16 protein-coding genes are annotated in these 19,238 nt (G+C 53.2%); all 16 read right to left on the minus strand.

Features of this window, described 5'->3' with window-relative positions:
- Positions 1–261 precede the first annotated feature (261 nt).
- Positions 262–1,905 carry an extracellular solute-binding protein gene (locus AC3Y2E_RS01900; RefSeq protein ID WP_379206564.1) on the minus strand — a complete coding sequence of 548 codons (1,644 nt, stop codon included), beginning with the start codon at positions 1,903–1,905 and terminating at the stop codon, positions 262–264.
- 60 nt (positions 1,906–1,965) lie between these two features.
- Positions 1,966–2,850: a carbohydrate ABC transporter permease gene (locus AC3Y2E_RS01905; RefSeq protein ID WP_379206566.1), complete on the minus strand. Its 885-nt coding sequence runs from the start codon at positions 2,848–2,850 to the stop codon at positions 1,966–1,968.
- A gap of 42 nt (positions 2,851–2,892) precedes the next feature.
- Positions 2,893–3,822 (minus strand): ABC transporter permease, encoded by a 930-nt coding sequence (locus tag AC3Y2E_RS01910; RefSeq protein ID WP_379207209.1) that lies wholly within the window; start codon positions 3,820–3,822, stop codon positions 2,893–2,895.
- 273 nt (positions 3,823–4,095) lie between these two features.
- Entirely contained in the window at positions 4,096–5,421 is a 1,326-nt protein-coding gene (locus AC3Y2E_RS01915) for an ABC transporter substrate-binding protein (protein WP_379206569.1), read from the minus strand.
- A 59-nt stretch (positions 5,422–5,480) separates the two neighbouring features.
- The gene (locus AC3Y2E_RS01920) at positions 5,481–6,563 is read right to left on the minus strand and encodes a sialidase family protein (RefSeq protein WP_379206571.1); all 1,083 of its coding nucleotides are present in this window, start codon (positions 6,561–6,563) and stop codon (positions 5,481–5,483) included.
- Positions 6,564–7,154: 591 nt separating this feature from the next.
- The gene (locus tag AC3Y2E_RS01925) at positions 7,155–7,877 is read right to left on the minus strand and encodes an Rpn family recombination-promoting nuclease/putative transposase (protein ID WP_379206573.1); all 723 of its coding nucleotides are present in this window, start codon (positions 7,875–7,877) and stop codon (positions 7,155–7,157) included.
- Positions 7,878–8,015: 138 nt separating this feature from the next.
- The gene (cyoD, locus tag AC3Y2E_RS01930; protein ID WP_190932316.1) at positions 8,016–8,378 is read right to left on the minus strand and encodes a cytochrome o ubiquinol oxidase subunit IV; all 363 of its coding nucleotides are present in this window, start codon (positions 8,376–8,378) and stop codon (positions 8,016–8,018) included.
- 1 nt (position 8,379) lies between these two features.
- On the minus strand, positions 8,380–9,009 hold the full coding sequence (cyoC, locus tag AC3Y2E_RS01935; RefSeq protein ID WP_190932317.1) for a cytochrome o ubiquinol oxidase subunit III: 630 nt from the start codon (positions 9,007–9,009) through the stop codon (positions 8,380–8,382).
- Positions 9,009–10,979, minus strand: a complete 1,971-nt coding sequence (locus AC3Y2E_RS01940; protein WP_190932318.1) for a cbb3-type cytochrome c oxidase subunit I — start codon at positions 10,977–10,979, stop codon at positions 9,009–9,011. The genes cyoC and AC3Y2E_RS01940 overlap by 1 nt, the downstream gene beginning before the upstream one ends.
- On the minus strand, positions 10,980–11,837 hold the full coding sequence (cyoA, locus tag AC3Y2E_RS01945) for a ubiquinol oxidase subunit II (protein ID WP_379207212.1): 858 nt from the start codon (positions 11,835–11,837) through the stop codon (positions 10,980–10,982).
- A gap of 678 nt (positions 11,838–12,515) precedes the next feature.
- Positions 12,516–14,207, minus strand: a complete 1,692-nt coding sequence (locus AC3Y2E_RS01950) for a CotH kinase family protein (protein ID WP_379206577.1) — start codon at positions 14,205–14,207, stop codon at positions 12,516–12,518.
- A gap of 19 nt (positions 14,208–14,226) precedes the next feature.
- Complete coding sequence (locus AC3Y2E_RS01955; RefSeq protein WP_379206579.1) at positions 14,227–14,925, minus strand: DUF4956 domain-containing protein; 699 nt, start codon at positions 14,923–14,925, stop codon at positions 14,227–14,229.
- A gap of 2 nt (positions 14,926–14,927) precedes the next feature.
- Positions 14,928–15,671, minus strand: a complete 744-nt coding sequence (locus tag AC3Y2E_RS01960; protein WP_379206581.1) for a polyphosphate polymerase domain-containing protein — start codon at positions 15,669–15,671, stop codon at positions 14,928–14,930.
- 189 nt (positions 15,672–15,860) lie between these two features.
- Entirely contained in the window at positions 15,861–16,121 is a 261-nt protein-coding gene (locus AC3Y2E_RS01965) for a hypothetical protein (protein ID WP_223837223.1), read from the minus strand.
- A 112-nt stretch (positions 16,122–16,233) separates the two neighbouring features.
- Positions 16,234–17,874, minus strand: a complete 1,641-nt coding sequence (locus AC3Y2E_RS01970; protein WP_379206583.1) for a methyl-accepting chemotaxis protein — start codon at positions 17,872–17,874, stop codon at positions 16,234–16,236.
- A 32-nt stretch (positions 17,875–17,906) separates the two neighbouring features.
- Complete coding sequence (locus AC3Y2E_RS01975; protein WP_379206585.1) at positions 17,907–18,881, minus strand: BMP family lipoprotein; 975 nt, start codon at positions 18,879–18,881, stop codon at positions 17,907–17,909.
- Between the last annotated feature and the right edge of the window lie 357 nt (positions 18,882–19,238).

Raw genomic sequence — 19,238 nt, forward strand, 5'->3', positions numbered from 1 at the left:
GGTTGAGTGGTGCAGGGATTGGTGGTCTGGCGTGCGGAGCGAGGGTTCGAGTTTCGAGGTTTGAGGTTTGAGGTTTGAGGTTTGAGGTTTGAGGTTTGAGGTTTGAGGTTTGGGCTTGGGGTTGGAGTCGGGGTGCGGGGTGCAGCGTTCAGCGTTCAAGGCGCAAGGTGCGAGGGTAGCCACACCAACCGAAAACGCCGCCCATCGGCGGCGTTCGGCATTATTTTTTTCGAGGCAGTATAACCTCTTCCTCTTCACGCATCACTTGCTTTTGTTGTACCGGTCGTAAGCAGCTTTGTACACTTTCAAATAATCGGCCACGCCCATGTTTTTAACGGTCGTTACGTACTTGTCCCACTCGGAGAACGAGACGGCGCCGGTAATGAATTTCGCTTCCATCTCGGTGATGTACGTCTGGATGTCGCTTCCTTTCGTCTTCATGAACTCTGTCTCTTCATCCGTAAAGTTGAAGTTGTACCACAGCTCCTTGATCGCGTGCGGCTGGGCCTTCTTCCCGGCTTCAACCGATTCCGGCAGCGTCTCGGAGCCTTTGAAATATTTCTCCTGCACATACCCCGGGTAACTTCCGCCCATCCAGGTAACGTATTTGGTCAGCGCCTGGTCCATCGTCAAGCCGTTCGGATTTTTCTTGATTTCATCGACGAATTCCAGCTTGCCGTCCGCCGCCTTCGTGTAGCTGACGCCTTCCTGACCCATAAAGTAAAACGTAGCGCCTTCGTCGCCGTAGAAATGGTCCATCCATCTGACGGTCGCTTCGATATGTTTGTTTTTGTCCGTAATGACGAACGCGCCTGGCCATACCATCGGTACTTTGATATGCGTATACAGCTGGTCGCCGTGAGGTCCCTTCAAAGCGCCGAGACCGAAATACCCTTCGCCGTTAAATTGCGTTTTCGGGTTCGGGTTGATCGTCGCGCCGAGCACGTCTTTGCCGCCTTTGGCATACAGCTGGTTGCCGGTTTGGGTGAAGACGTCTTTGTCGATCAGCCCTTCGCTGTACAGTTTGTTCATAAATTGAAGCAGCTCTTTGAAATTGTCCGTCGTCCGGAAAAAGCGCAAATCGTTCGTTTTCGGATCGATGTCGACATGCTTATGCCCAAGGCCGCGCGTTCCGACGCCCCACGCTCCCATGATCTGCTCCATGAGCGGGTTAATCCCCGTGCCGCTGTACGGAATTTCGTCGGCTTGTCCGTTGCCGTTCAAGTCGGTCGTTTTGACTGCCTTCAGGTAGGCGTACAAATCGTCGATCGTCTGCGGCTCCTTCATATTCAGCTTGTCCAGCCAATCCTTCTTCACCCACAGCGGAGTGCCGATCAGCATCGGCAGAAATTCCGGGCTGTAAAACGACGGGAACGAATAAATATTGCCGTCCGGCATCGTCAGCGCCTTACGCAGGTCGGGGTATTTGTCCATCAGCTTCTTCAGGTTAGGCGCGTAGCTGTCGATGTAATCGTTCAGCTTGACGAAGACGCCCTGGCCGCCGTATTTCATCAGATCCGAAGCGGGCACCCGCGCCGAATACAAGACGTCCGGATAGTCGCCGTTCGCGAGCGCGAGATTGCGTTTCTCCGTCAAATTCTCGAACGGTACCGTCTGGAAATTAACTTTCACGTTCGACATTTTCGCATATTCGCTCCAGACGAGCCGTTCCTCGAACTTGTTGCTTCCGTTCGTTGCCGCCAGACCGGTGAAGAAGGTCAGCTCGATCGGCTGCTTCACGATCGGCATGCCCGCTTTATTTACATTTTGCGTGACTTCGGTTTCTTTGTTTCCGGATGCGCCGCTCGTTCCGCTTGCGGTTTCTTTAGCCTCTCCGCAGCCAGCGATCAGGCTGGCTGTCATAACCGAAGACACGGTCAACGCCGTCCATTTTTTCCATCTCATGATTCAAGTTCCTCCCTGTGTTGTGCTTCCTATGTTCCATATCTATTGCCAAAAAGGCGGTCAGCCTTTTATAGCCCCAATCAAAACACCCTTGACAAAATATTTCTGCAAAAACGGGTACAGCAGCAGGATCGGCAGGTTCGCCACGACGACGACCGCATATTTGACCGCCTCTTGATCGAGAAGCGTCTTGGCGTGCGAGCTGTCTCCCGCATTCACCATCTCCTCCATCTGACCCTGAATCAAAATTTCCCGTAGAATCAGCTGAAGCGGGTAATCTTCGCGAGCGGTCAAATAAATCAAGGCGTTGAAGTACGCGTTCCAATGTCCGACGCTGTAAAACAAAATCATCACCGCGATAATCGGCATCGACAGCGGGAGCACGACCGACCGTAAAATCCTCATCTCCGAGCAGCCGTCGATCGCAGCCGCCTCCTGAATCTCACCCGGTATGCTCGATTGGAAAAACGTCCGCATAATGATGATGTTGTACACCGATACCGCGTTCGGAATCACGAGCGCCCAGAACGAATTGGTCATACCGAGCTGCTTGACGAGCATATAGGTCGGGACGAGGCCGCCGCTGAAAAACATCGTGAACACCATAACCGCCATCAGCAGGTTGCGTCCCTTCAAATCCCGCTTCGACATCGGATACGCGGCCATCACCGTCATGACCAGGTTGATCGCCGTACCGAGCACCGTATAAAAAATCGTATTGCCGTAGCTGTTCAGCAGCTCTTTATTTTCAAACACTTTGCTGTATCCCGCGAACGTAACCTCCTTGGGCACCAGCCACATGTCCCCGTTCAGGACGGCTGCGGGATTGCTGATCGAGGCGCTCAGGACGTAAATCAGCGGATACAGCACGATCAGCGATACGAACGCAAGCAAAGTCGCATTCACCGCTCCGAACCATTTATCCCCGTAACTTCGGGCTTCCATCGGTAGTTCCCCCTTGTTAAGCTTCTTGATGCTGTGTGCCCTTTACCAAAGGCTGACCTGGTTGACCTTCCTCGCGATCCGGTTGACCGTAAGGAGCAGAATGAAGTTCACGACCGAGTTGAACAGCCCGACAGCGGCGGAGAAGCTGTACTGAGCCCCGAGGATGCCGCTCCGGTATACATAGGTCGAGATGACGTCGGAGCCTTCCATATTCAGCGAGTTTTGCATCAGAAACACTTTCTCGAAACCGACTCCCATCAGCGAGCCGAAATTGAGGATCAGCAGGATCACGATAGTCGGCCGGATGCCGGGCAAGTTGACGTGCCAGATCCGCTGCAGCCGCGAAGCCCCGTCCACCTTGGCCGCTTCGTGCAGCTGCGGGTCGATGCCGGCGAGCGCCGCCAAATAAATAATCGAGCTCCAGCCCATCTGCTGCCAGACGCCGGAAAATACGTATATCGTCTTAAACCATGCCGGTTCGGTCATAAAGAAGACCGGTTCTCCGCCGAACGCCCGGATCACCATGTTCACGAGCCCGCTGGACGGGGACAAAAACATCATCAGCATGCCGACAACGACGACGGTGGACAAAAAGTGCGGCGCATACGTTACGGTCTGCACGAATCGGCTGAACCCTTTCATCCGTACCTCGTTGATCATCAGGGCGAGAAGAATCGGAATCGGAAAACCGACGGCCAGCTCGTACAAGCTGATGCCGAGCGTGTTTTTGATCAGCCTCCAGAAAAAGTAACTGTCGAAAAATCGCTCGAAATGTTTGAACCCGACCCAAGGGCTGCCCCAAATACCTTTCGTCGCGATAAAATCCTTGAAGGCGATCTGAACGCCGTACATCGGCCAGTAATGGAAAATCGCGAAATATAGGACGACCGGCGTCAGGAGCAAATACAGCTGCCAATGTTTGCGCAGTGCCTTTCTTACTGCGCCTTGCTTCTTGGCTGGAGCTGCGGACATTAGTCCGCGGGCTTGCGCCGGTGCTTGTGCAGGTGTCTGGTTCAACTTGCTGCCTCCGTTTTTTCAGTTGATTTTCATGTCGGTACAAAACAAAAGAAACGCAAAAAAAGCCGGATGAGAAGAAGCGTTCCTGACGGAATCCGCTTGCGTTCTGATCGGGCTTTCTCCACGTCTCAACCCGTATGATATTACCTACATCATATCGGTTAATTGTTTACGGAATGTTTTCTGTACGCTAAGAAATTGTAAAGGGCATGTTGCCTGATTACTTGGTTACTTGCTCTTATCCTTCGCCAGCTCCTGCTTCAGCTTCTCGTCGAGCTGTCTGAGGCCGGTGTTCATATCAACCTTGCCGGAAGCGACATCGTGGAACGTCTGGGCCATCAAGTTTTGCTGGCTAACCGTAGCGACGTTCGCGGCGCCGGCTTTCCGCTTCGGCGAGTACGGGGCCCATTCCGTGTAATAAAACAGCGCTTTCATGTTTTTGCTTTGCAAATCGGAACGGTCTTTGGCGAATGCGTCCTGAATCTCTTTTTTGACAACTGTCGGCAGCATGCCCTTGCGGGAATCCGCCATTTGCACTTCGTCCGATACCATCTCGACGATAACCTGGAAGGCGTCGTCTTTATGTTTGCTGGTTGCGGAGATGGACCAGTAAGCGGGTCCCCTCCACGCCATGCTTTTCGGTCCGTTCGCATAGGCGGGATACGAGACGATATCCCATTCGATTTCTTTCGGAAACGGGGCGTACTGGCTGTGTTGGTTAATCTGCATGGCCACGTTGCCCTTGTTGAAAACGTTTGTAATCTCATCACCGCTCGTCGGCGCGATTTTGTTGTTCGGCAGCTCGTAAAAACGCAGGAAGTTGCTGAAGTGCAGCTTCCATTTCTCTGTATCGAACAACTGGTCCGCATTTGGATCCAGAATCGGATAGCCGAACGGATTGTCCCGGAGCATCGCCATAATGTTGGCCGCAAAGCCGCGGTAGACGTTGCCCCCTTCAACCCGGCTCATCTTTTTGGCGATATCGTACGCTTCATCCCAAGTCATGCCGTCTTTCGGGTAAGGGACGCCGAACTGGTCGAACAAGTTTTTGTTGTAGGTCAGCACCATCGGGAAGTAGGGGGGATAAGGGAGTCCATATAACGCTCCGGTCTGTCCCGCATCGATCATCTCCTGAACGAACGGGCCGTTGAATCGCTTCAAGTCGTAATTGTACTTCTTCACATATTCGTTCAGGTCGGTTCCCAGCTTGAGGTCGAGGTAGTTGTTTTTCAGGTTCGGCACGTCGGTCCGGATGAGGTCGGGCGTTTCGCCGCGCGCCACAAGTTCGGGCAGCGAGTTGCCCTTGTCGGGGGATATATATTTGAACGTAATGTAAGGGAACTTTTTCTCCAGGTGCGTCCGGAACCGGTCGTTGAACTCCTCCTCCTTCACGCCGAGCCCGAAGACGGACAACGTGATCGGATCTTTTTTGACTTCCGGTGCCCGCTGCGGTTCTCCTGTCTTTCCGGGCTGTCCGTCTTTTCCGCCGCAGGCGGAGACGAGAAGCGCAATCGCGGCAAGCAGTGCCGTCAATCCGGTTAATTTGCTTTTCATATTGATGAGACCCCCTGATCATAAATGATTGGTTCCGCCCTCGCCAGTTGTTCCGTCTATTATTGCAAGCTGCACACGGTTCCGGCGATATACCGGATTCCACCCGTTTTATCAAAATAATAATAGGTCAGCAGGATCGTACCGTCGTGAAGCCGCGCCGCGCTCGTATAACCGATGTCGCTACCGCCGCCGTCCTCGCGAACGATCAGCTCCTCGGCCTCCTCCCAGTTGTCGCATTCCGGATTCAGCAGAAATGCGCGTATGCCGAACGGCTCATACCGGTATCCGTAAGAAACGAATACGCCGTCATCGCCGAGGTCCAGCACATGGAATGGACTTGGCGAATAGTGGGCGCGCGGAACCGGCCGGCTCCATGTCAATCCTCCGTCCAGCGACTCCGCTGTATACAGCGGCGAGTTGGGCAAGCCTGGGTTGGCGCCCTTGGACACTTTGGCCGTCCGGATAAAAGCGACCAGCTTGCCGGAAGGCGTGAGGCGCAAGTTCGGCTCGTGAAAATGGTAGCCGTCGCAGCCCGGGATATCGGATATTTGTGTCCATGTTAAGCCGCGGTCGGGCGATTGCAGCACATAAACGTTGGACACGCCGTTGTCTTGCCCGTACGTCAGCGCCAGTACGGAGCCGTCCTCCATCTCCACGCAGTCTCCTTGAATGGCTACATTGGTGCCGGGCAGCTGCACGGGTTCATCCCACGTATTCCCGCCATCCGTCGACCGGATCGAGAACGAACCGACCAGCGTCCCCGTCCATTTGCCGTATACGTTATGCGAGAAGCTGCCTTCCGGTACGGGATCTCCCTTCTCCGTCACTTTCCACTTGAAGAACGTGCACAGCAGCGTACCGTCCCGCATCACGTGCAGCCGCGGGTCCTGAACTCCGCAGAAGAAATCGTCGTACAGGACCGACGGAGCCGAGTCCCAGCCGTTTCCGTCAGGCGATTCCAGCTTGGCCGCGAACGAAGCCGGGTCGATATGGCTCACATGCCCGAACGTTTTCTGCCAGTCGGGCGCCCGGCGAAAGGTCATGATGTATGTCCCGTCCCGGCGCATCGTTATACTCGGGAACGAGTTGTACTGATCGTCCTTGCATAAAATCCGATGCTCCACTACACTTAGCTTTTTCATCCGTTTCCACCTTCTCTTCCTGTCTTTGGTTACGTCCCATTGTTCGTAAGCGTTTTCTCAAAAGAGGAAAGCCGATCAAGTCGCAGATGTCGACAGACATCTCCCTTTCATTGAAGCAAATGGATCTTGCAGTGTCCAAACTGGCCCCCTGGTATGTAATCATCTGCGATTTTTTGTGCAACAATAACAAAACTTCCCAAACCTACCTTACGTCTCTTATTGTGTTACGTCATATCTAAATGTATTACAACTTAAGTTTATAATGTGAATTCGACTTCTGTCAAGCCACTTCTATGTATATATTTCCCACTAAGTATAGTTTACGCATATGCCGGCTGCCGCTTATTTTTCGATAACTATGCCATGGCAAAAGCCCGAAGATGAAAAGGGAGCCGTATCTTCGAGCGGAATTTTGATTGGATTGTATCCGGTATCCGCTTCGATCTGCTTTCTGACACAAAAAAACCTCTACCCCACTTCCAAAGTGGTTTTAGAGGCTTTTATTCTTTCGACTCCAGGATTGTGATCGTCTCACTTGTGGCACCATTGGAGAGAGCCACTTTTACAGAAGGATTCAAAGAAACGGACGACTTATCCGCCGTTTTTCGCCATTTCCCGAATTTCATCAAGCGGCAAGCCGGTAAGCTCCGCTATAAGCGCCGGTTCCAATCCTTTCGCCAGCATTTGCTTGGCGATTTCTTTTTTTCCTTCGGCTCTTCCTTCGGCTCTTCCCTGGGCCTTCCCCTCGGCTATCAAGCTATTCCTTTCAATCAGGGAATGCTCCCGGGCTTCGTACAACCGCAAGGTTTCTTCATCACTGCTCAACCATTCCAGCCGTTCCTCCGCTTTTTTGATCACAGGGTCCATCCGGATCAACTCCTCTAATTGCTTTTCGGGCAGCTTCTCATCCAAAAACAACAGCCATCGGTGCAGCGGGTTATTCAAGTTTTTCTTCATATTCGCAAACTTCGGATATTCAATAAAATGGAGCTCCATCGCATCTGTCAGCATAAATCGCTCTTCATGATCTTCATAAAAATGAAACGTGCTGTGAAATCGTTCGAAGCTAAATAGATGAAAATCGAGCAGATTGATCGCAACTGTTTTTTTCAAGCCCAGCCGCCCTGTCTTATCATCAATAAACAGTTTGTCCAGCTGCTTGTTTTCAATTACCGTGATATCGGCAATGCTTTCAGTCCCTTGTAACTGTAAAATCGCATTAAGAAGGGAGATCAGACTCTCTTTCGTATCCTGTTCTCCAAATAATCTTTGAAAAATAAAGTCATTTTTCGGTTTCAGACGCCGAACAGCCACCCTTTTCCCCTCCTGCCGATTTACTATTAGTTCCATTATACCAACCTGTAAGCGGCCAGCCAATACGAAAGCCCCTATCCGAAGTTCGAATAAGGGCTTCCTACTTAGTCAGACAGATGAAGTCGCTCGTGAAACCTGTTACACGGCCACTTTATTGTAAGTCATGATCCAGATCGAACCGACCACAATGACAAGTACGATAAGCAACCCGAGTATGAGCGCCATCAAGTTAAAGCGAGGCTTGTTCTCTTCCTTCAGGTGCATGAAGAACACGAGCTGAACGAGGAATTGAAGCACGGCCGTCACCAGAAGGACCAGCATCGTTCCCGTTCTCTCCATCAAATCGTTCATGACGACGACGATCGGGATAATCGTTAGTACGATCGAAAGCAGGAAACCGATAATGTAAGATTTAAGGGAGCCGTGGCTTTCCTCATGGTGGCCTTCATGACCGTGGCCGCCATGCCCGTTCTGACTGTGAGCCGAATGCTGCTGCGCCATCTTACATCACCCCCATCAAGTAAACGATCGTAAAGACGAAAATCCAGATGGCGTCCAGAAAGTGCCAATACAGGCTGATGACGTTCACTTTGCGCCGCGTTACCGGAGTAATGCCCCGTTTCGCGAGCTGCAGCATAATCGCGATCATCCAGACGAAGCCGATCGAGACGTGCAAGCCGTGTGTGCCGACCAGCGTATAGAAGGCGGACAGAAACGCGCTCGTTCCGATGGTCGCTCCTTCATGAACCAAATGAATGAACTCGTTGATCTCGAGCACAAGAAACGACAGTCCGAGCAGGGCGGTGACGGCCAGCCAGCCGATCAGCCCTTTTTTGTTGCCACGGTTCATCGACAATACCGCGAGTCCGCTCGTAAAGCTGCTCGTCAGCAAGATGAACGTGGATGCGATAATGCCCGGCATTTGGAACAGCTCCGCCCCCGTAGGGCCTCCGTTCGTATTGCCCTGCAAGACGACGTAAGTAGCGAACAGCGTGCCGAACAGGATACAGTCCGTGATCAGAAACAGCCAAAACCCGAACGTGCGGACCGATTCCAGATCGTGATGGCCGTCGTGATGATCGTGATGTCCGCTGGCCCCATGCTGCTGCGAATGTCCGATTGCGTTGCCCATCAGACCGTCCCCCTTATCTCGGCTTCCGTTGCTTTCACTTCTTCCGCCGGAATGTAATATTCGTTATCGTACGTAAACGAGTGCCACAACATACAAGCAAATACTCCGATCATACCCGGTATAGCGAGCCACAGCCAGTTAAATACGAACCCGAAGCCCGCCAGAAACCAGCAGAACGACTTGATAAACGCCACGCCCGAATTGCCAGGCATATGAATCGGCTCGATTGGAGGCTTCGGCGGAAGCGGTTTTCCTTGCTCCTTGGCTAGCTTCTCCTCCCACCATGCATCCCGGGAATGAACGACAGGAACGGTAGCGAAGTTGTAAGCAGGCGCCGGGGAAGGAATCGACCATTCCAGCGTACGTCCGCCCCATGGGTCTCCGGTCGTGTCCCGCTTCATGACCTTCATGCCGTGAACGATCTGCCACACCTGGACGATAAAGGCTGCACCCATCAAGAATGCGCCGATCGTCGAGACCAGGTTCAAATCCCACCAGCCTTTGTCCCAACTGTACGTATTCAGACGGCGCGTCATCCCCATCAGACCGAGGAAGTACTGCGGCATGAAGCAGAGATAAAAACCGATATTCCAAAGCCAGAAGGCCCATTTTCCTAATTTTTCGTCCAGCATGAAGCCGGTCACTTTCGGCCACCAGTAATACAGACCTGCGAAATATCCGAACGTTACGCCTCCGATCAGCACCTGATGGAAGTGTGCGATCAGGAAGTAGCTGTTGTGGAACTGGAAGTCGGCCGGAGCGACGGACAGCAGTACGCCGGTCATACCGCCGATAACGAAGCAGGGAATGAAGCCCATTGTCCACAGCATCGGCGTTTTAAACGAGATACGCCCGCGGAACATCGTAAAGAGCCAGTTGAACACTTTGACCCCGGTCGGTATGGCGATAACCATTGTCGATATGGCGAAAAACGCATTGACATCCGCTCCCGAGCCCATCGTAAAGAAATGATGCGCCCAAGTGAAAAAGGATACGACGCTGATGCTCATCAGAGCGAACACCATCGACTTGTAGCCGAACAGCCGTTTCTTCGAGAACGTAGCCACAATTTCCGAGAAAATCCCGAATGCCGGCAGAACGACGATATAAACCTCGGGGTGCCCCCACATCCAGATCAGGTTGATATACATCATCGGGTTGCCGCCGCCGTCCAGCGTGAAGAAGTGAGCACCGAGGTAACGGTCCAGGAACAGCAGCGCCAGCGTCACGGTCAAGATCGGGAACGCAAGGATGATCGTCAAGCTGCTGGACAGCACCGACCAGGAGAACATCGGCATCTGCATCAGCTTCATACCAGGCGCACGCATTTTCAGAATCGTCGCGATAAAGTTGATCCCGGTCATCAAGCTACCGATCCCGGATATTTGAATACCCCATATATAGAAGTCCTGACCGACGCCCGGACTATGGGAAATTTGCGACAGCGGCGGATAAGCGAGCCAGCCCGTATCCGGCGAACCGCCAATCACGAACGATACGTTGAACAGCATCGCGCCCCAGAAAAAGAGCCAGAAGCTGAGCGAATTCAAAAACGGGAAAGCAACGTCGCGCGCGCCGATCTGCAGCGGAACAACAAGGTTAAACAAACCGAACATGAGCGGCATCGCCATGAACAAAATCATAATGACGCCATGTGTTGTAAAGATCGCGTTATAATGCTCCGGACTCAAAAACTCCATTTCCGGCATGACAAGCTGAGTACGCATCAGAAGGGCGTCGACGCCCCCCCGGAACATCATTAGCAGCGCAGCGATGACGTACATAATCCCGATCCGCTTATGATCCACCGTCGTCAGCCATTCGCGCCACAGCCATGTCCATTTTTTGAAATACGTCAGTACAAATATAACCGCAGCGAGCGTCAGCACGATCGCTACATCCGCCCCATAAATGAGTGGATCGCCTGTCACGAAAAATTCGGAAGCGAACTGTTTAATTGAATCCCACATTTAGCGGCTGCTCCCTTCTTTGGAGTTCCCGCTGCCGGCCGGCTCGTTGCCGTGGTTATGGGAAGCTCCGTATTTCGTAACGGTTTGATCGAATATCCCTTTCGGGAATGAGGAGAAGCTGACTACGTCCGACACACCCGGCGTCGCGAGTTTTTTGTAGCCTTCTTCGGTTAGTGCGGGATCTTTGCTCTTAATGCCTGCGACCCATTGATCGAACTCGGCCTTCGAGGTGGCTTCCGCCGTAAATTGCATTTTGGCGAAGTCCTTGCCGCTGAAGTTGGCGCCCGAGCCCATATATTTACCCGGCTCGTCGGCTTGCAGATGAAGCGTCATCGCCATCCCCGACATCGTATAAATTTGACCGCCGAGCTGCGGAATCCAGAACGAGTTCATCGGCGCATCGGAAGTCAGCAAAAACTTGACAGGGACGTCTTCCGGGAACCGGATGTAGTTTACGGTAGCGATTCCTTCCTCCGGATAGTAGAACAGCCACTTCCAGTCGAGCGACGTGACCTGGATCGTCATCGCTTCCTTCTCCCCTTGCGACGCAAGCGGTTTGGAAGGCTCCAACGCATACGTATATCTCACCGTAATGACACCCAGAATCGCGATAATCAGAATCGGGATGCCCCACCATGTCATCTCCAGCTTGTTGTTATGCTCCCACTCCGGCGCATACTTGGCCTTGCTGTTTTTTCTTTCCCGGTATCTCCATGCGATTACAAACGTCATAATTAGAACCGGCACGATGATTACAAGACAAAGTAGGGTAGAAATGTAAATCAAATCACGCTGCTGCTCGCCGACCGGCCCTTTCGGATCAAGCACGATCAGCCTTTCGCCGCAGCCGGACGCCATCACGGTCAGCAGCACAAGCGTCAGCGCTCCGATCAAGCGTTTGAACACCCGGTTATGCCTCATCTTTCCCATCTCCTTACGACTCGCCTTTAATACTTCCTGTGACTAACATAACAGAAACGACAGTCCCCGTAAGCCCTGTTAACAAAGGCGTCAAACAAACGTTGAAATTCCGTAATAGATCGTTCAACGTTTCGACATTTTCACAAAATGCTGTGAGAGAAGTCACATAAAAAGAGGAAATTCGGAAACAAAACTTCTTTATCAAATTCCATATTTTATAACTATTCCTTATATTTACATTTGAAAAAACGGTGGTAAAATACCACCTCGGACCGAATCTTTACCCTCCATTACCCTCAATGGCAGGTAGCGAAGCAGTAACGGAATAGCGAAGCTTGACTTTTCGGTTGAACGGTGCAAATGGGATCGAGACACTGCCGGGGTCTTTCGTGCAACAGGGATTTTTCATCAATTTCGCGGAAACGAGCGGGGCGGCGGTATCGCTGTCTTGGTGGGTGCACACCAAACAGGAACAACCGCCAAGGCATCATCGACACCCTGACGGTTGTTACGAGTTTTCCAAGCGCGTGTGGTTCCATGCTTGGCGAGGCTGGCTATCCTTCAAGTTTGGACGTGGGACAAGCGGGCGTCCTCTGACTTCCGCTTTATGCAGACTTACCACGTTTTCCTTCTATAAAAATGAATGAAGAGAGCCGACAGCAGAAGCAAGGCGACCGCACTGCCGGTTAGGATCGCTTCCTTTTGCCCCGCTGCGGGGTCTGTCCCGTTCATCCAGCCTTCCGTGCCGGGCATGCCGGGTGCTCCGCCGCCGGGTCTTTGCCCGCCTTCTCCCATCGGACCTCCCATACCTCCGCCCGGACCGAACGGGCCGCCTTGCTGCCCTTGCTGCCCTTGGCCCTGCTGTCCCTGCCCCCGTTGACCTTGCTGCCCTTGGCCGTTAGCATTAGCTCCGGGATTCGCTCCAAAGTTGCCTGGCTGTCCGCCGCCGTTTGGCATACCGCCTCCCATGCCGCCCTGACCGTTCGGATTGCCGCGTCCGCCCCCCATCCCGCCTCCGGAGCCTTCTCCATTATTGGAGGCGGGAATCGTTCCGGCAAGCTGCTGCAACACGTTATCGACGCGAGCTTTCGTAAAGGACAACAGGCCCGGGATGTTTTGCACGTCCTGGTTCAAGGAAGCCCGGTACTCCTCATACGTATAAAATTTGCTCGGGTCCCTTTCGACATAAGGCGAGATCAGCTCCGCCAGCGATTGAACCCGCGCTTCGAACCGGCTGTCCGACAAATAACCGTCGACGATTTGCTTTACATAACCCCGATACGTTTGTTTGTACGTCTCGTTCTGGAGCAGCTTCGCAATCATCGGCCGTTCCGCGACCCGGCCCATCGTCGGCTCGTCGATCAGCACGCCGGCATTTTGCTGGGTGTTACCCATTCCGCCCATCGTTAGTCCTGCAAACGACATATTGAAATCCCAGGGCAGCATCGTGAATACGCCGTTCTGCTCATACAAGTAATAATTGTGCTTCAGGTTCCCCTGGTAGCTGTCCATATTGACGAGTACGGTGCTGACGGCCAAGTATCTCAAGAAGCTGTCCACATCGATCACTTTCTCATAATCGGTGCCGTTGTTCAGCTCATCCAGCATATCCAAAATCACATCGCCGTTCGACGTCTCGGACTTCAGATTCAACCCGCTGTACAGGCTGATGTCGTCCCCTTTCCATACCAGGTCGCTGCCTTCTCCGTCCGGCTTGTACAAAGCTCCGTACGCATCGCCGAAATGACGGGTCAAGTATGGTTCGTTAATCTGCTCGACCGCTAAATAAAATCCGCGAAGCTCGCCGTTGACGTATACGTTGACGTAGGAGCGGCCGGGTGTCGGCACTCCCATCTCCTCCAGCAGTTCATAAGTCAAATATTCCCTCATAAAGGTAGGGTCGGCGTAATTATTGTTCAGGTTGATTTTGGTTAATCCATGCAGCGTCTGTCCGTCGATATATTTGTCAAACTGGATTTTCCAGCTGTACCGGTCCGAATCCGTGTTGGCCACGCTCCGCAGCGTGAGGTTGCCTTTCGTGCGGATGCCGACATTGCGGATCGTCGTGCCGTTATATTCAATATCCGCCGGCTTGTATTCTTCCTGAAGCGGGTTATCCAGCATATCCTGAAAGTCCGCTTCGTCGATCGTTATTTTCACATCGATGACTTTATTTGGGGGAAATACGTATTCGTTCGCCTCCCGGTTCTGCCCTTGAACATCCGCTGCCAGCGAAGCCGTCGTGTTCCAGCTTAAGCAGACGAGGCACAAGCCTAGCAGCAGCGCCCCTGCAACCTTTCCCTTCATGTAGAATCACCGCCAGTTTTTAAGATACGTAATCGCCGCTATAGCTGATCAGGACCGCGTTTTTCACTCCGCCTACAGCGGTAAGCTCATTGACGAAGCCGGGTTCATTGCCCCGCAGCCGCACTTCGACCGTCATCTCGATGTTGTCAGGCGTTACCGTTTTTTGCTTGACGTTGTACCGTTTCACAAGACGGTTTAAGATCTGGTACAGGTTCTGCTCGCTCGAACCGTCGTCGCAGTTAATCACTAACAAGTAAGGCGTATCGAACGTAGATTTTTTGATAAAAATAAACAACACCAAACCGATGACGATAGAACCGAGAATGGCCAGCGTATAAAATCCGGCACCGGTTACGATACCCGCTGCGGCGGACCAGAACAGAAAGATCAGATCGGTCGGATCTTTGATCGGGGTCCGGAACCGGACGATACTGAGAGCGCCGACCATCCCGAGCGACAGGATCAGGTTGGAGTTGATCGCCATGATGACAAGCGACGTGATCAGGCACATGCCGATCAATGCGACATTAAAGCTTTTGGAGTACAGGACGCCGCTAAAGATCCGTTTGTACAAAACGTAAATAAACCAGCCCAGCATAAATGAGACCGCAAGGGTCAAGGCGATTTTCCAGATATCGATCCCGGCGCTGAAGTTTTCGAGCACCGACTTTTTTAGCAGGTCCGCGAAATTAACCGTTTCATTCGTGTTTGTATTCATACTTATTGATCCTCCCAGCTATTGAATTTGAGAAATTTGCGGCAGATCACATATTTGGAGCTTGATTGGCGGACCAGCCCTTCCAGTTGAAGCGCGGTCCGGATATACTCCGGAATGTATTCGTCATACTTGACCTCGAGCACATATACATGTTCGTCTAAGGCGCGAATCGTCGGCAGATTCGAGTCGAACAAGCGGATGGCGTTCAGACCGGTCCGCAAGTTTTTGTCGAACGTAATCCGGACGTTCCCGGTATGGCAAATGTAAGCCTCCCGCGTATAGTCGACGATGACTTTGGGACGCAGCAGCCGGTTTTTCATCTCCATATACATATGAAATTGCAGCGGTTTCGCCGGTTCGTTCAACACCTCGAACCGTCCCGACACGATCGCGTCCGCCGTTTCTCTGGAAAGCGCTTCCTTGACTTTGGATATAGAGTCCTTGAATTTGATTTTCTTCTCCAGATGAATGATGCCGTCCTGCAGGTTGTAGATCCGGATGCGGTATTTCTCACGGTCGCGCGCGCCCGTCAATTTCTCATGCAAAGCTTTGTTGTTTATATCGTCGAAGTATAAGCTCCGAATGTGGTACTCGCCGCCCGGACCCGCATGTTTGTCCGGCTGCATCAGTCCTCTGAGTCTTTGCCGGATGATGTGGTACTGATGGACGTTCACAAAGTATTTCAGCTCGTGCCGGTATTTCAGATGAGGGTATCTCATATCGGCGGTCGTCGTATCCGGCTTCATGCTGGACCTCCTCTCCAGTCCCTTGATTGGGTATGATTCGGAGTATAAAGGACGAAGCTGAACCCACGTTGAATGCTTGCTGAACGTTTTCTGAATCCGGCGTCCTTATCTGAAACGCAAAAAAAAGAAGACCCTCCGGGCCTTCTTCGGAACGTTCCTATTCAAGGGTAAACTTATTGGCGGCGCATCTTAGATACTGCCGCGGCTCGACTTGTCTCTGTGGAACAGACGAATCGCCGCTCCGATCATATAGATCTGGACACTGCCGATCAGGAAACCGACTCCAATCATCAGTCCAAGGTTACGGTCGCTGAATTCGGTTACATTTACCAGACATGTGATTACGCCGATCGTCAAAGCAATCCAAGCCGCTACGGTCATGACGGACGCCAGTTTATTGCCGTCCTGCACAGTTTGTTGCTCCATTGCCATCGTTTTGGTTGTCATCATGAACACCCCTTGCCGAAATCATTGTTACCTCTATTGTAACATAGTTTTCGCAAAATGTTCATCATTTCTTCATTTTTTGTTCAAATTATAGACAAAAATCCGTCAAATCCGATTAGACCTTGAACTTCCCGATATGCTCTCGCAAGTTCTGTGCCAGTTGCAGCAGCGTATCGGAGGCGGCCGCTACCTCTTCCGTCGAAGCGAGCTGCTCCTCGGAAGCGGCTGAGACGTGCTGCGTCCCTTGCGCCGACTGCCCGGCCAGCCCGGCGATGCTGTCGACAGAGCGGACGACCTGCCCGGCCCCTTCCGCCGTACGGGCAATCAGAACCGCTACTTGATGCAGCTCGCTGGCTGCAGCGGTCACCGCAAGCTCGATCTGCTCGAACGATTGGCCCGCTTGATCGACGACGCCGATCCCTTGCGCCACTTCTCTCGAGGCGGCTTCCATTTGCTTCACGGCCTGCGCGATTCCGCCGCGGATCTGATCGATGTATCCGGCGATCTCCCCGGTCGCTTGGGCCGACTGCTCGGCAAGCTTGCGCACCTCGCCGGCCACCACGGCGAAGCCGCGTCCCTGCTCGCCTGCTCTTGCCGCTTCGATCGATGCATTCAGCGCAAGCAGGTTCGTCTGGCCGGATATGGCCGAGATCGCTTCCACGATCCGCCCGATCTCTCCGGACAGTTCGCCGAGCTGCCGGATCGATTCGTCCAGTCCGTTGACCGTCTCCCGGATCGAATGCATCTGCCCCCGCGCCTTGCCGATCGCCGCGCTGCCGTCTACCGCACGCTCCGAAGCGCCTCCGGCCGCTCTCTCTGCATCGTTTGCCCGCTGCTTCATATGTCCGACCGTCTCCGTCATATCGTCCAGCACAAGCGAAGCCGCTTCCACGATGCGGACCTGCTCCTCGGCGCCGGCAGCCACCTGTTCGATGCTCGACGTAATTTGCCGGCTTGCGCTGCCGGTCTGGTCCACGCTGCTCTTCAGCTCCCCGGAGGAAGCGACCACCTGCTGAGACAGCTTCATCACTTCCTCGATAAGCTGCCGCAAGTTGTTCGCGACATGACGGACGGAGCCGGTTAATTGACCGACCTCATCCCGGGTCCCGGCATCCTCTACCGATACGGTCAAGTCGCCGCCGGCGATCGCGGCTGTCGTGGCTGTCAGTCTCTGAATCGGCAATACGACTCTCCGCGTCATTCTCCAGGTGATCCACCCGGTCAGTGCAAAGATGACGGCCGCTGCGGCCGTTGTCACATTCAACACGGTTTTATTCCGTGTCCGATTCGCTTCATAGAGAGATTCGATGTCTCGTCCAAGCAAATGCACGTCGTTGGCCATGCCGAGCGTACGGATCGATTGGCGCTTCAGCTCGGTGTCGTCCGATTTCTCCACCGCTTTTTTTACGTCCGCAATAAAGCCCTCATATTTGGACTCCAGCCGCTGCAATCGTTCCTTCATCTCCGGCGAATCGAGCCTCGTTTGCAACCCTTCGATCTCCAAGGCAATCGCGGCCGCCTTCTCCAGCGCGTCGGCGGCGTTGCCCGCGCCCATATTATAGGAAGCGTTGCTTAGAGCGAGCTGTGACGCCAGCAGCGCTCCTTCCAGCCGTTCCGCTTTCAGCAGCGAATCGACGCTTGCGGAGCTCGACTCTTGAAGCTGCCTGGACTGCACAATAACGACGAGCAGCATGCACACCGCAAGCAGCAGCGGGAGCATGGCGTTTAAGATCAGTTTTCGGCTTAGTGTCATCATCTCTACCTTCCGTCCTTATCCGTCCTTGCGATTCATCTCGAACCGATCTGAATCTTCTGCTCGATCAAATCTCGCTTGAGCGACTCCAGCTTGGCCGACTCCTGCTCGGAGAGCGTTACGACCCTCACCGGAGCGATGCCGACTCCGTTATCCTTTAGACCGAGCGACAACTGCCGGTCCGGCAGAGCCCCTTGATCAGTCAACATTTTCGCTACCTGGTACATGCCTTCGTCAATATGCTTCAGCATCGAGCTGACTACCGCTTTCTCCGCTACGGCGAACTGATCGCTGTCTACGCCGAAGGCCAGTACGCCTTTCGCCTGCGCTTCCTTCAAGGCCCCGACACCGGTCAGGCCGGCGGCCGGGTACAGCACGTCCGCCCCTTGGGCGATCATCTGCCTGGCGAGCTCCGCTCCTTTATCCGGGTTTCCGAAATCTTCGGCGAACGCCAGCGATATTTTCGCGTCGGGCTTGACCGCATGAACGCCTTGAACGTATCCGTTATAGAAGTTACGGATGACGGGGGCATCGACGCCCCCGATAAATCCGACATGACCGGATCTGCTCTTAAGCGCTGCCAGCACGCCAATCAGAAAGCTCCCCTCGTCCTCCTTAAATGTAAGCGAATGGACGTTTTCGAGCTCGGACACGCTGTCGATCAGCAGAAACTTCTGCTTCGGATACCTCTTGGCTACGCTTTCGAGACTTTCCTGCGACATGAAGCCGAGTCCGACGACCAGATCGTTGCCCGCCCGGACAAGCTCCTCGATCCCGATCTCGTACGTCTGCGTTTCCGATATTTCCCGATAATCGAAGCGGACCCCCAGACCGTCCCGGGCTTTGATCAATCCTTGAAAAGCGGAATCGCTGAACGATTGGTCGCCAAGCCCAACGTCAGAAAGCATAATTCCGATCCGGACTTCCCGTTCTTTCGTATCTCCAGGGCTTGAGCATCCCCCTAGTGCCAGCATGACAACCCCCAGCACGATTATTAGTACGCGTTTCACTTTCTCCCGTCCCTCCTGCCTAACCGCAGATGCACATCAGCTGCATAAAACTCGTAATTTCGTACCAAATTATAGCACTCGCCGAGATCTCTTGTCTAAACATTTATAAGCCGAAAGTCCCGTACCCAGTGTCTTTTTACCCACCTGCCAACTTTTATTCACTCCTTCCCGGAAAACTATCGAGCGGTTCTTTGATGAGCAACCCCGTACGCTGAACATGTGAGAGGGGACCGTACCTTCGTACGGCAGCTCGCTCACGGCTGTATGTTCTAAGATGTCGATTGCATAGAAATAAAAGTCTTCAGCGTCCTTTATTTTCGGGCTATTCGAAAACTGGAAGCAACTAGAGGCTGTTTG

Source organism: Paenibacillus sp. MAH-35, from assembly GCF_058135425.1.